This is a genomic window from Providencia sp. PROV175 (assembly GCF_032707045.1).
Lineage (GTDB): Bacteria > Pseudomonadota > Gammaproteobacteria > Enterobacterales > Enterobacteriaceae > Providencia > Providencia hangzhouensis.
This window is the reverse complement of record NZ_CP120533.1, coordinates 3,823,325-3,837,255: the sequence shown is the minus strand read 5'-3', so window position 1 is coordinate 3,837,255 and position 13,931 is coordinate 3,823,325. Positions and strand designations below refer to the sequence as shown.

Sequence of the window (13,931 nt, the reverse complement as noted above, 5' to 3'; positions counted from 1 at the left end):
ACATTTTTTCTATGGTGTTATATTGAATATACATATTCTGATGCTGAGTATTATTAAATGAAAAAACTCAAATTAGTATTAGTTGATGATCATCCCATTGTGCTTTCAGGTTTGAAAGATACACTTTCTCAATCAATGAATTTAGAAATTTTAGGTGCCTACACTCAGGATGCTGAACTATTTTCTTTTTTGAAAAAAAATGAGGTTGATGTGATCGTAACTGATTATATGATGCCTAATAATACCGAATCTAGCGATGGCCAGAATTATATTCAATTTTTACGTCGTCAATACCCAAATATTGCTGTGATTGTATTAACGATGGTTTCTAACCCAATGATTATACAAATGTTATATGATTCAGGGGTGAGCGCGGTGGTGTCAAAAGAGGCACCATTAAGCGACCTGATGAAGGCTATCACATTAGCGGGGCAAGGCCGCCAATATCGTATTCCTGTTGCAGATATGACAACGACATTAAAAAGCCGTAATGCGATAACATTAAATGATAGGGTAAAGACATTATCACCTCGTGAACTTGAGGTATTGCGACTTTTTGTTCAAGGTAAGCCTATTGTTGATATTGCTAAGCAATTAAACCGCAGTGATAAAACTATCAGCTTACAGAAAAATGCCGCAATGCGTAAATTGGGTGTTGATAATAATCAAGCGTTAATCAGTTATTGCCTTACACACCATTTATTTGACTGATTTTTTTTATCCAATTAGCTAATTGATTGCAAATATTCTGGTTAACCTGAGTATCAATGTGTGTTGATGCCTGTGAATCTAATGTTGCCTCAAACTCACGAAGCTCATTAGCTAATTCACGTTGTTCAACACTAATTAATGCGCCACGGATACGGTGGGATAACTGCTTTATTTCATCAGTATTATTATCTTCGACAGCTCGGCAAAATTGAGCAATATCGGTAATAAAATGATGAATAATTTTTTCTCTATCCTCTCCATTTAGTGGGTTAATCATTTTTAGGGGTGCCGTTTCTAAAGTTGAGGAAGAGTAAATCGGGAATAAACGGTTGAATAATTGAATTAAGGTTTCTAGCTCTATAGGTTTTACAAGCCATGAATCCATTCCAGATTCTAGACATCGCTCTTCTTCTTCTTTTAATCCATTCGCAGTAACACCAATAATTGGACATGTTTCGCCTTCACTGCGTAGCTGTTGTGCAAGCTCATAACCATTACGATAAGGCATATTAACGTCTGTAAGGATGATATCGACAATTTCGTTATCCCAAATTACCAATGCTTCTTCACCATCATTGGCAATAAATACCTTACAACCGAGTAATTCAAGCTGCTCTTGTAGAACAACTTGGTTAATGGGGTTATCTTCAGCAATTAAAACGCGAAGCGGATATTTATGCATATGAGTTTGTATACGAGATGTTGGACAAATAAGGGGTAACTGTTCTTTATTATTTTGTAGTAAGAATAACTGCTGATTTAATTCGGATAGTCGAAAATTCATCTCAGGGCTTACCCATTGTTGTCCATCCCAATGAGTCGGCAGAGGAAACGATGGAATTAATATGCCGACAGCAATAACGGATGAGGTATCTATGGGGAGGCTATTTTCTGTGAAATAAACATTAGCCCCCCAACGTTTTAGCCATTGCGTTATATTTTCAGTCAATAATGGGTTTGGGGTTTGCAACCAAATATTGGTGTTTTTGAGTGATAGCCAGTGTGTTTGCTGTATATCGAGTGCTAAAGGTAGTGTCACGAGAAACGAGCTACCAACTCCAGTTTCGCTTTGTAAACTTATTTGCCCATCCATCAATTTGATAAGCTTAGAGCAAATAAATAGACCTAAGCCAGTACCACCATAAGCATGAATTTCTGAATGAGCTTGATAAAATGGCTCAAATAATTTTATTTGTTGTTCAGGGCTAATTCCAACACCTGTATCACTGACACGTAGTAATATATTATTTTTATTACTTCTTTTAAGTTCAATAGTAACAGTACCTCTGTGGGTAAATTTAATCGCATTACTGAGTAAATTACCTAAAATTTGTTGCAGTCGGGCAGAGTCACCAACTCTATTTGCTTGTACATTTGGGTCAATAATAGCAAATAGGAGCAACCCTTTTTGCTGAGCAATTCCTTGATATAACTGAACAGTTTGTTGCACTAATTCTAATAAATCAAATGGTTGATTATGAATTTGAATTTGATTAGCTTCTATTTTGCTAATATCTAAAATATCACCAATTAACTGCATAAGTAATTGGGATGTTGTTGATATTCGATCAATAAAGTGAGCTTGTTGAGATGAAAGAGAGGTATTTGCCAGTAATTCTAATGTACCTATTAGACCATAAAGTGGGGTTCGTATTTCATGGCTCATTGTTGCTAAAAATGTGGATTTAGCTCGGTTGGCTTCTTCTGCAAGTCGCTTAGCATCATCAAGTTGTTTTTCAGTTTCTGCTTGGATCGTAATATCAGTAAATGCGCATAAAATAACAGGGCGCTGCTGGTAATAAGTTGCTGTGCTTACGACATAAAGAACATGTTCCCCAGACTTTAAATTAGTTTTAACCTGTTCTGTGTCAGAAAGAACCTTGATAAGTAATTCATTATATTCATTTGAGTCGTAGGGAGTAGATATATTGGTTATTTTTAGCCAATAACGAGCTAACTCATTTGCAAAGCGTAACTGCTGGGTTTCTTTATCTATTACACATAAGCCGATAGGGGTTGTCGCAATAAGTGTTTGGTTAAAAGATTCATTTTCTAAGATAGCTTGCTGGGAGTCTATTGCGGGTTGTAATATTTTTCGTTGGTACCAGCGGTGATATCCCCATCCACAAAATAAACTAAAGAAAAGTGCAATAACTAAACTGATAGGAAGCCACAGGTTGTCTTCAAAAAAAGCCGCATAACTAATTCTATAATATCCAGTCCATTCATCAGTTTTAGATGAAAGTTTAAGAACTAGGCCATCTCTGGTATAGAAAATACCTTCTAATGCTTCTTCTTCAGGTGCTTGGGTTGTTCCAAGTAGCTGACCATATTTTGCATGAATCAGCCAAAATTGATGTGTGAGTGTGGGGTTTAACATTCGCTCCAGCACGCTAAGCCTTGCTTGGCTTAACATACTAACTGCATAAATATTTTTAGGAGAAATGTGAGCATTCTGCCATAAATGTTCATCAAAACCAGCAGGGATGATCCCAATGAGAATATGATCAAATGGCTCAGGACGTAACCAGATAATGTCTTTTGAATCGCTTTCTTGTGATTCTAAAAATTGAGCATGAATAGTAGGTAAATTTTTTCTAATACTATCAATGACGGAGTAATACAAATTTGGAGAAATAGATTCATTTCCTAAAACTGTTCCAACGGAAGGAACGCTGATACTAATTTGGTCGTGTTCGTTGACAAAAAATACTGCAGCAGCTGGAAAATATGAGCCTCCCCAAAAAGTAGAATAGTAATCAGCTAAATAGGCCCCTAAAGAAAATAATATACTGGGAACGTTGGAACACTCTAAACTCTTGTCACAAGCTAGGGTAAATGGCATTGCAACTAAAGATTCTTTACCTTCGAGTAGATATAATGGCGACCTTGTTGGTAAGAACTGTTCTCGTATTGCATAGGTTCGGCTTTCAACTAACTCTATTAAATCTTGATTTTGCTTATTTAAAGATCGTAAAAACTTTTCTTGTTCATTGATATAGCCTATTAGTGACCTAAAATCGACTTCTAGGCGTTTAGTTTCTTGTTGAACAATTCGCTCTGCACTCCAAATCAATGTTGTTATTAGAATAAATAACAAAGGAAAAGCAATGGTAAGTATGCTATTCGTGCGTCCTGATGTGCGAGTTATCCTTGAAAATGCAGTCGGAGAAGGGGTAGGCATAGCGCTGTTCTCATCGATTATAGGCAAACTCCATGATTTTCATAATAATATAAAATAAACAAATTAAACAATATTTCTTTACGCTAAAGGTTATACAATTGCTGAATTATAATAGTCTTTTAAATCATCTAATTCCCAGCCAAAACCATTTAAATTAGTGATATAGTGTGAAAGTTTAGGATGATGACTCACGACATAGAATAGCCTATGGTAAAAATCTGGGAAATTAATACCGAGTATAAGAATAAATTTAAACAATACATCTACGGTTAACGCATTCTCTCCTCGTTCATAGCGCGATAATTGCTGTTGGCTAATGCCTAACTCTTTCGCAATGTTCTCACCACTAATTCCTAATTCTTGCCGGTATTCTTGTAAGCATTTACCAACTAGTTGGCTGATATAATAAGTTGTATCTTTTTTCTTTTTCATGAGGAAACTTGACCCTAGTATCATTGATTCATAAAACTATTTTTATAGCTAAGAGTAAATTATGACGAAAAGAAAATTTTAGAATATAAGGTATTCCTTAATTGAAAGTTTTAAATAAGATTAAGTCATTTATTTTAGGTTCATATGCAGAGTCTTATTCTAAACATTATAGTTATTTGCACTTTGTTTTATGGGGTTATTTTTATTACTTAACAACATGTTAAGCAGAAATTGTGAGTTGTTCGGTAAGGTTGAGTAGGTTTTATTACATTAAGGCTTAGTTACCTTTTTATTACAAATTATTATTAGCACTTATTGATTAATATTGTATTTGATTATTTTTTTAGCTCAATAGCTAGGAATAAAAAATGATATTGTGGTTTTTTAATGATTTATTTTCATAACTATTAATATAAAAACTTATTTTTAGGTTCTTAGATAAGACAATAGGCTAATAAAAACACGTAATATGAGTTAGGCTTGGCTGTCTAATGGATGAAATGAGAAAAGGGTGAGAATAATAATCTAATTATAAACTTTAGCGTTTGGTTTTTTTTAGGTAATTCCTAGTTATTTGGTATAAGTCAAGTTAATTGACTTTATATTATAGCTGTTTGTATATCAATATTCTGTATAGTGGCGGACTAACCATGTCTAGTAGACTGAAAGGGTATAGAAATAAGTGTTTAGGTTAGATAAAAAAAGATTATAGATTTCAGATTCTTTAGCCGAGTACTCAACTTGAGCTTAGAAATATAAAAGCAAAAAACCGCCTTTTGGGGCGGGTTCTTTAAATATATGGTGCCCAGATTCGGGAACATTAAGCTATTTAATGAATTGATTTTCAAAGTAAATCTATTTTATCTTTTTGTCAAGACCCATAATATGCCCCTTTTTTCTACATTGATTGCCATGTTCTGAGCTGACACCCCACCACGGTAAATAATTCAGCTCGGGTGGGGGGGGCTATGAAATCTACCCTCTCAGGCAAACAGCACTGTTAGTGACTCACAGCGAAGATGAAGCACAATTGATGGCTGAAAAATTAACTATCTGAAAAAGGGCAGATTAATTCAGAATGATGATCAATTGAAAGCTGTAAAGCATATGGGGAAGACATCTGATTCGGTATAGCCCAGATACAGGTCCCCTTGATCCGCAGAGGTGAAAATAGATTTGGAATTTAATATGAAAAAATGAGTTATAGGTTTGTTTTTATTGATAGGACTACCTTTGGTTGCAATAGCTGATAATATTCACGTGACGGTGAATTCCTCTATGTACTCTTACCCTGATAATCGGGCGTGTATTAACCCCATTTAACGAGATGTATGCCAGTGTTGATGTAAAAAATACAAGCACAATTCAATGCCAGTCAATCTTGTCAAAATAAAGAGGGCAGTAAGAGTATTTTTATACACCAAAAGATTACAGCAACTGTGACACTGAGTAATGGAGATAGTTGTCACCAGAGGCTCTCTGCCATTGCATTATTTCATGGATTTGATCAAATAGGTCAGTATTTGCTGGTAAATGAAAGTATTGATGATTTTAGTACATATAATTTTGGTAACAAGATCATGTCGTTTGATATTTCGGATGGACAATGCGGTTTTTCAAAAAAACTTTCAGGGTGACTATTATACCCGCTCTTCAGGAAAGGGAGATGCAGATGATTTTCCACACAGCATTAGCTCAATGAAAATACCTCGAAAGAGGTAAACTGACAATAAAAATATAACTTGTTAATTTACTTGCGTGAATTATGTTCGCTTTAATCGTTATGATTAAATTTCGTTATTTTGTATTTCATGACCTTGTGGGTTTTATCCAGTATCTGTGTAAATGGTTTCTGATAAATTATTTAGAAAGGCATATGGTTTATGGTTATCACGTAAGCGCTTAATGAACCAGTAAAGCTTTACTCAACCTCACTGATTTCTACGTTCCATGGCATGAGATCCGACACATCATCTTTCGGACTTCGTTTTGGTAACTCGGTAAACAGGTGTTGGAAGTAATAATAAGGGTTCATGTCATTAGCGCGGCAAGTCATCACGAGGCTATACAAGTTTGCACTCGCCTTTGCTCCGCCTACCGACGTTGAGAACATCCAATTTTTGCGACCTGTCGTGAACGGCCTTATATCTCGTTCGGTCACATTGTTGTCGATACTTATATCGCCGTCTTCAAGGTAGGTAAGCAGCTTAGGCCACTGGTTTTGCGTATAAGTGATGGCTTTGCCAAGTAATCCTTTAGGGAGAACGTTTTGACTGTCAAGCCATTGCTTGAACTCATCTAAAATAGGTTTGGCTTCTTCTTGTCGTAGTTGGTGTCGAGATTTTGCGTCAAGCCCTTTGGCTTTCTTTTCAATACCGTATAGTTTGCTAATAAAGTTCAGTGCTTTTTCTGGCTTGCCCGCTTTTTTTGATGGTGAAGCTTTTTGAGCATCAGTGAACTTTCTGCGTACATGCGCCATGCAAGCAGCTTGAGTCACGTCCTCAAGTTTGTCGTATGCACTGTAGCCATCCGATAGCAAGTAACCAGAGTAACTACCTAAAAAGTCTTGTACGCACTCTGCTCTGCGGCTGGCTTGATAGTCGTAGATAACCACTGGGTTATTGACGAACTCACCGCTACGATAGACCCACATATATGACTTAGATTGTGCTTTCTTATCTTCTTCACGTAATACTTGAACAGTGGTTTCGTCCGCGCAGATGAGCTTTTCTTTCAATAACTCACTTTTCATTGCATCAATAATGACTTGCACTTTGCTTCCTAACTGAACGCACCAGTTGGCCAGTGTAGCGCGGCTAATATCTATACCAGAGCGATTGAGAATATCCACTTGGCGATAGAGTGGCAGAGCATCAACGTATTTTGCTGTGACTACAGCGGCGAATGCATCTGCACTCCCTAGGCTTTTAGGGATCATACTTGCGGGTTTTGGGGCTGTGATAATCTTTGTTTCAGTCTGTGTTTTTTCACACTGCCGGCAAGCGTACTTGGTTCGCTCGTGACGTATAACACTAACCTTCTGTGGGATGATTTTCAGCTCTTCAGAAGTTTCAACACCACATTGATGTAAAGGCTCGTCGCAGCAGTCGCAATAAGGGGCATTGAGTTCATGTTTATGAACTTCACGCTCGAGCTCTTTTGGAAAAGGCTTACGGCCTGTTTTTTTCTTGTCGTCGTCGGATTTAGCCGTACTCTTTTGTTGCTCCGCTTCGTTAAACGTACCTTTGGGTATTTTTTCACTTTGTGATGAGAAGCGCTTTGACTTACTTAAATTGAGCTGTTCAATCAACAACTCAATTTTGGTTTTGAGCTCGGCAACCTCCTCTTGCTTTGCCGCAAGGAGTTTATCTTTTGCTTCGTTCTGTTGGTGAAGCTCAAGCAGCATAGCTTTTAGCTGGTCGATATCATCAGGGAGGTCGGTCATGTCTGGGCTCTGGTCATCTCAATGACTTAAGTATGACAGCAAAAAAGGATCGTTCAAGCCCAACGTGACGATCAGTATCAGCGGTCACACTTCTAGATTATGAAGTGGACGATGAGCTTTGGCATGTTCGAGCGTTAACCCCGAAAGAAGCCAACCCAGTTGTTGCTTAGTAATATGAATGGCTCCGTCCTCACTGGGTCTTGGCCACTTGAAGGTCCCTTTTTCTAAGCGACGATATTACAGCCAGAAGCCATTAGTATCCCAAAACAAGATTTTCAATTTATCTCGGGTACGATTGCAGAAAATGAACCAAGACTCACTAAACGGATCCATCTCAAGAGTCTCCGCGACAATCAACGATAGTCCATCAATGGACTTACGCATGTCCGTGACTCCAGAGATGAGGAAAACCTTACCTGTTGGTATCATTGTAGCGCTTCAAACCAAGTCTTAATTTGTTGCGAGCTAAGCGTTGCCGGCAGTTCTGCTCGAATGCCATTATTGAGAATTAACACAACACAACTTGTGCTCACGGTAGGCTCTGTCACCACGATAGGTTGAACCCTGGTTTCAGGCTCGGATTGCGTGAGCTTTTTCGACCAATAGTGAAAAGTCTGATAGCTTATGTTTTGCTCCGAGCAAAACTGCTTAATGCCTAAATTACTTTGTCGTTGCTGCTCTAGAATTGCAGTCCAGTATTCTCGTTTACTTTGTTGTTCCATAGTCCCTCCAATGAAAAAGCTACTATGGCAAATGACGAGTTTGTTTAGTATGTGTGGTTCATTAACCGCTTACACGGAAATCCCATCAGGGGTTTCCGTTAACTTATGGCTATCAATCAAACGTGTATTCACACTCGATACATTCATAACGATCAAATACCACGCCATCTAAAGCTGAACCACTCACAGCCCCAGCAGTAGCTCCAGCTACTAAACGTCCAAATAGAGCGCCTACCGCAGCACCAGCAATCGTCCCTACAACAGGAACAGCAGAGCCGATAGACGCTCCAGCAAGTGCGCCTGATACGCCACCAGCAACAGCTCCTGTCTTTTTCCCTATATGACGTTCACGAATACGGGTTGAGTCACATACAGGGCAACAAATGTAATTTTCCATCATGATTTCCTTTTAGGTTGATTTAAAAGCAAAAAAGCCCCTATCCTCATGGACAGGGGCTTTTAGTGGTGTATAGATATTGAATAAGACGTATTACGATATAGTGATTAATGACTATGCTTTTTGGCGATTAAAATTCCCATGAAGAATATTTCCACCATTTCTCAATGAATCGATATAGTCGGCATACTACCGTAGTATTCGACTCCTCGTATTGAAAATGGATCTCCTATATGATATGGCTAAAGTTTTAGTGATTCATTGGATTATTCAACTTTGCAAAGTCGAATGGCGAAATCGTTTGTTCACGATTAGCATCCAAATAATCCGCCCACCACTGCACCATTAATCGGCGTTGATCTATATGTTCTGCCTTATGAATATAAGCAGCCCTCACTGAGTTACGTTCTTGGTGGCTCATTTGCCGTTCTACTGCATCTTTCGACCATAAACCTGATTCAACTAATGAACTACACGCCATCGTTCTAAAACCGTGTCCACAAATTTCAGTCTTCGTATCATAGCCCATCACACGTAAGGCTTTATTGACTGTATTTTCGCTCATAGGCTTAAAGGGATTATGAGCGCCCGTTAGGATCAATTCATGTTCACCCGTCCATGCCCAAATTTCTTTCAGTATAGTGATGGCTTGGTGGCTAAGGGGAACTAAATGCGGAGTGCGCATTTTAGCGCCTCTGTATGAGAATTTAACGCCGGGTATAGGCTTTCGCTGAGCAGGAATAGTCCATAAGGCTTTATCGAAGTCAATTTCAGACCAACGCGCATAGCGAAGTTCGCTTGACCTAATAAACACTAATAAATTTAACATCACAGCTAGGCGAGTGACGGGTTGCCCTTTATAAGCATCGATACGGGCAATGAGTTCAGGTAGACGGTCAAGGTTAAGAGCTGGACGGTGTTGGCGTTGTACAGTCGTTACAGCCCCTGCGGTATCAATAGCAGGGTTATAGCCAATAATACCTGATTGCACCGCATAACGCATGACAGCAGCGATACGTTGCTGTAAACGCGCAGCTATCTCATAAATCTCTTTACTTTCTGCTGCACGGATAGGAATAAGCAGGTCAGGGGTTTTGAGGGTAGTGATATCGCGTAATCCAATATAAGGAAAGACATGCGACTCCAAACTCTTTAAAACCTTTTCACTGTGTGATTCAGACCATTTTTTATTGCTGGCATGCCATTGTCTTGCGATGGTTTCAAAAGAGAGATTAGCATCAGAAGCTGCTTTAGCCACACGTTTTTGTTCGCACGGGTCAATACCGTCAGCAATCAATTTTCTTGCGTCATCACGTTTTAAACGTGCCTCTGATAAAGAGACATCAGGGTATAAACCCAATGCTAAGGTTTTCTCTTTACCTAAATGGCGGTAGCGTAATCGCCAGTACTTAGAACCATTAGTGTGAACCAATAAGTGCAGACCTGCACCATCGGTTAATTTATAGGATTTCACATCGGGTTTAGCCGCCCGAATTTTAGCGTCAGTCAGTGCCATAGTGAGCTTCCTGAGAGATAAAGTGGGTACAAAATTCTATCGAACTAGTGTATACCCGCAATTGTACCCACACAATGGGGTTGATGTGGGTAGAATCGAGTAGAATTCAGTGGAGTTGAAACTTTGGGAGAGTGTTGATTTTAGCGGGCTTTACAAACAAAAACAGACGTCGGTTGACGTCTGTTGATAATAAGGTGGTGCCCGGACTCGGAATCGAACCAAGGACACGGGGATTTTCAATCCCCTGCTCTACCGACTGAGCTATCCGGGCAACGGGGCGCATTAAACCGTATTCAGCCGTTTGCGTCAATGCATTTTTAATAAAAAACCACTTTTTTTTACTGAGTGTTTTCTTTTTCAGCAAAATGTGTGTGTTTAGTATGCGTTAGTTGTTTTTTTAACTTAACGCTCCTTTTTTACGGCATAGTGCGATTGTTAGGATATCCTCAGAAAGGTGTTGTGCAATCTCGACATCTTGAATGTCTCTTTGTACTAATAAACGGTTTAAACAGCCTTCAAGTACTAGTTCCATTTGGTTAGCAACCAATACAGAGTCTTCAATATCTAGCTTTTCTAATAGGTTTTTAGTGAAGTGAAACGAATTATCTTTTTGCAAGCGACTTAATTGGTGGATAGGGTGCTCTGCATCTGGGTAATAATTACATGCAGAAATAAATAAACAGCCAGGGAAACGCCCTTGGCTAACTTTTTCTGATAATTGTTGGTAGCGAGCCATTAATTTTTGCTGTGGGCTTAGGGATTCATCTAGCAAGGTTTGTCGCTGCCATACTTCGATTTGCTGGCTATGATAACGTAAGCAATCATAAATAAGAGCTTCATCGTCTGGCCAGAACTGGCGAATAGTAGAGAAATCAGATTCAATTTCACTGAGTAAATTCTCTGTAGATGCGGATAACCCTTGAATTTCCAATTGATTTAACGCATGACTTAAAATAATTTCACGTTGGATAGGCATTGTTAACTCCATCACAATAATGTCTGATTTTTCTCCATCATAACAATGTTCAATTGTGAATTATAGCGGTTTGCAGTGCTATCATGAGGCGCCGTTTCTGAGGTGAAATAAAATCAAATAAGAAATTGAATGGGTATTTTAAAGTGGGGAGTTTTAAGCACACAGGAGGGGGAAGAACCCCCCTGGAACGAACTTCATGGGTTTATATCGGGCTTTAATTGATCAATTTAGCTTCTAACGCTGCATCGATATAGTAATACTGAAAGACTTTTTTCATAAAATCATCAATGTCATGTGTTCGTAATTCGAGAGCTTGTAAAATATCTAAAAGACCTTGGATCGTAATCGCATTTTTACCTCTTTCATAACGAGAAACTTGTTGTTGGCTAATTTTTAAACGAGAAGCTAATTGTGAGCCAGTTAAGCCCACCACTTTTCTACGGTGTTTTAAAAAGCTTCCAATATAAACGGTTACATTTGTATTTTCATTTCTTTGAGTATTTAGCATTACTCCTCCAAATATATAACTATTGAACAAATAAGTTATTTTTCTATTAAAGTTTCGTGATGTTTAATTTGTGTCACTTAGAGTGATTAAAAGATAATTATCAGACTTTTCGGATATTATTAAACAAAGGTCAGTTAATTATTACCAATATTTATGGCGGATTGATTTTAAATTTTTGATAGATGATTTCTATCTTTGGTACTCTCAATTCGTGTGTGGTGAGGGGTTTTTTAGTGTTATTATTTGTCTGCTTTTGTTTTATTAGTGATTTATTTTGATGGTTATTTATTTTTACTTTATTTTTGAATTTATATTTCTATTTGTGATTTTGAAGAAATGAATGAAGCAGCTTGTCATTATATGATTATAGTCATTGTTTGTTACACTTATATGTAGAGTATTAATATAGATATATTGTTAGAAAAATACTTATTTCTGATTTTAATTTAATTATTAACAACCGAGTTCAATATATTTTTAATAAATGGCTTAGTTTTTTATCTGAATGATTATTATATTTTTATAATTTCCTCCGTGACTTTGTATAGAATAACAAAAATAATATGTTATATGTAGGCATAGAAAACCCGTGCGATTTGCACGGGTCTTTATAATATTAATTGATACTAATATAAACTATAGGATCATACCGCCGAATAAAAAGCCGAATGAAACAGCTAATGCGACAGCGATGGTACCTGGAATAAAGAATGGATGGTTAAAGACAAATCGGCCAATACGTGTTGTCCCTGTATCATCCATTTGTACTGCTGCAACCAGAGTTGGGTAAGTAGGCAGAATAAATAGACCAGAAACCGCAGAGAATGATGCGATAGCCGTTAATGGGCTTACATTCAGCGCTAATGCCATAGGCATCAATGCTTTTGCTGTTGCAGCTTGTGAGTATAGTAAAGCAGAGCAGAAGAAGAAAATTACCGCTAACATCCAAGAGTGCTCATGGATTAAATCACCGGCAGTTTCTTTGATCCAGTCAATGTTATGCTGTACGAAAGTATCACCTAACCAAGCAACACCTAAAATACAAATACATGCGCTCATACCTGCTTTAAAGGTACTTGAGTTCAAGATTGCATCAGTATTAACACGACAGAAAATAGTGATTAATGTCGCTACAGTCAGCATGATAATCAAAATAGCATTTGTGGTGTTCATTAATGGGGTTTCGACAATCCCTAAGCTTGGGCTGTTAATGATGGCATAACAGACAACGCCAACAACCCCAAGTAAGAACAGCAGTACAGAAGACTTAGCACCGGCTTTGATTTCTTTTACTTGGCTACCACGCAGTTCAACTAAACCTTCAGCTAAACGTTTTTGGTAGATAGGGTCATCGGATAATTTAGAGTTAAAAGTCCAAGAGATGATGAACGACATCAAAATGATAGCAAGGAATGTCGCAGGTAATAGAACACTTAAGAGAGAGATGTAACTGACTGTGTTACCTGCACCAACCATTGCAGGGTTTTCCATGACGGATGCCATGTAAACCACCGCAGCAGAAATTGGTGATGCTGTAATACCTATCTGAGCAGCAACAACCGCAGTTGATAATGGACGGCACGGTTTTACGCCTTGCTCTTTTGCAACTTCTGCAATAACAGGCAGTGTTGCTAAAGAGATATTACCTGTCCCTGCGAAAAGTGTCAGGAAGTAGGTAACAATGGGTGCAAGAATGGTGATGTATTTAGGATTGCGGCGCAGTAATTTTTCGGTTTGGGCAACTAAATAGTCCAGACCTCCAGCAATTTGCATTGCAGAGATAGCGGCAATAACAGCCATGATGATTGAGATAACGTCAAATGGAATGGTTCCTGGTTTTACGCCAATAGCAGCGAGTACCAGTACCCCAAGGCCACCGGCGAAGCCGATACCTATCCCACCTAAACGGGCCCCCAAAAAGATGGCCAGCAGAACAATAATAAATTCTACGGCTAACATAGTGTTTACTCCTCGACAAAATGAAAATTAAAATTATGAAACTGTTATGTTAATTATTTGTGTGTGTATCAATCAAAAAAG

10 protein-coding genes, 1 tRNA gene and 1 pseudogene are annotated in these 13,931 nt (G+C 38.1%); 1 reads left to right on the top strand and 11 read right to left on the bottom strand.

Translation table 11 applies throughout. The features are described from left to right. The first annotated feature begins 57 nt into the window (after positions 1–57). Positions 58–711, top strand: a complete 654-nt coding sequence (locus P3L44_RS17485; protein WP_140171700.1) for a response regulator transcription factor — start codon at positions 58–60, stop codon at positions 709–711. Here P3L44_RS17485 and P3L44_RS17480 read toward each other — a convergent pair. From P3L44_RS17480 to P3L44_RS17435, 11 genes and pseudogenes are all read right to left on the bottom strand, one after another. Beyond that, entirely contained in the window at positions 689–3,895 is a 3,207-nt protein-coding gene (locus P3L44_RS17480; RefSeq protein ID WP_272662803.1) for an ATP-binding protein, read from the bottom strand. The genes P3L44_RS17485 and P3L44_RS17480 overlap by 23 nt on opposite strands. 90 nt (positions 3,896–3,985) lie before the next feature. Then, entirely contained in the window at positions 3,986–4,327 is a 342-nt protein-coding gene (locus tag P3L44_RS17475; RefSeq protein ID WP_036958050.1) for a helix-turn-helix domain-containing protein, read from the bottom strand. Positions 4,328–6,248: 1,921 nt separating this feature from the next. Beyond that, a complete protein-coding gene (gene tnpC, locus P3L44_RS17470; RefSeq protein WP_163762158.1) occupies positions 6,249–7,772 on the bottom strand; it encodes an IS66 family transposase in 1,524 nt (507 codons plus the stop codon). A gap of 84 nt (positions 7,773–7,856) precedes the next feature. Continuing rightward, positions 7,857–8,201: pseudogene (gene tnpB, locus P3L44_RS22160) on the bottom strand (IS66 family insertion sequence element accessory protein TnpB). Beyond that, positions 8,198–8,494, bottom strand: a complete 297-nt coding sequence (gene tnpA / locus P3L44_RS17465; RefSeq protein WP_094961085.1) for an IS66 family insertion sequence element accessory protein TnpA — start codon at positions 8,492–8,494, stop codon at positions 8,198–8,200. The pseudogene tnpB and the gene tnpA overlap by 4 nt, the downstream one beginning before the upstream one ends. Before the next feature lie 112 nt (positions 8,495–8,606). Then, a complete protein-coding gene (locus P3L44_RS17460; RefSeq protein WP_060560757.1) occupies positions 8,607–8,891 on the bottom strand; it encodes a hypothetical protein in 285 nt (94 codons plus the stop codon). A 250-nt stretch (positions 8,892–9,141) separates the two neighbouring features. Continuing rightward, a complete protein-coding gene (locus P3L44_RS17455; RefSeq protein WP_272661558.1) occupies positions 9,142–10,407 on the bottom strand; it encodes a tyrosine-type recombinase/integrase in 1,266 nt (421 codons plus the stop codon). Between the two features lie 195 nt (positions 10,408–10,602). After that, a tRNA-Phe gene (locus tag P3L44_RS17450) sits at positions 10,603–10,678 on the bottom strand. 126 nt (positions 10,679–10,804) lie between these two features. Further along, a complete protein-coding gene (dicD, locus tag P3L44_RS17445) occupies positions 10,805–11,377 on the bottom strand; it encodes a division control transcriptional repressor DicD (protein WP_410480066.1) in 573 nt (190 codons plus the stop codon). A 220-nt stretch (positions 11,378–11,597) separates the two neighbouring features. After that, positions 11,598–11,891: a helix-turn-helix domain-containing protein gene (locus P3L44_RS17440; RefSeq protein ID WP_272661560.1), complete on the bottom strand. Its 294-nt coding sequence runs from the start codon at positions 11,889–11,891 to the stop codon at positions 11,598–11,600. A gap of 636 nt (positions 11,892–12,527) precedes the next feature. Next, positions 12,528–13,850, bottom strand: coding sequence for an anaerobic C4-dicarboxylate transporter (locus P3L44_RS17435; RefSeq protein WP_004258703.1), 1,323 nt, complete (start codon positions 13,848–13,850; stop codon positions 12,528–12,530). Positions 13,851–13,931 lie beyond the last annotated feature (81 nt).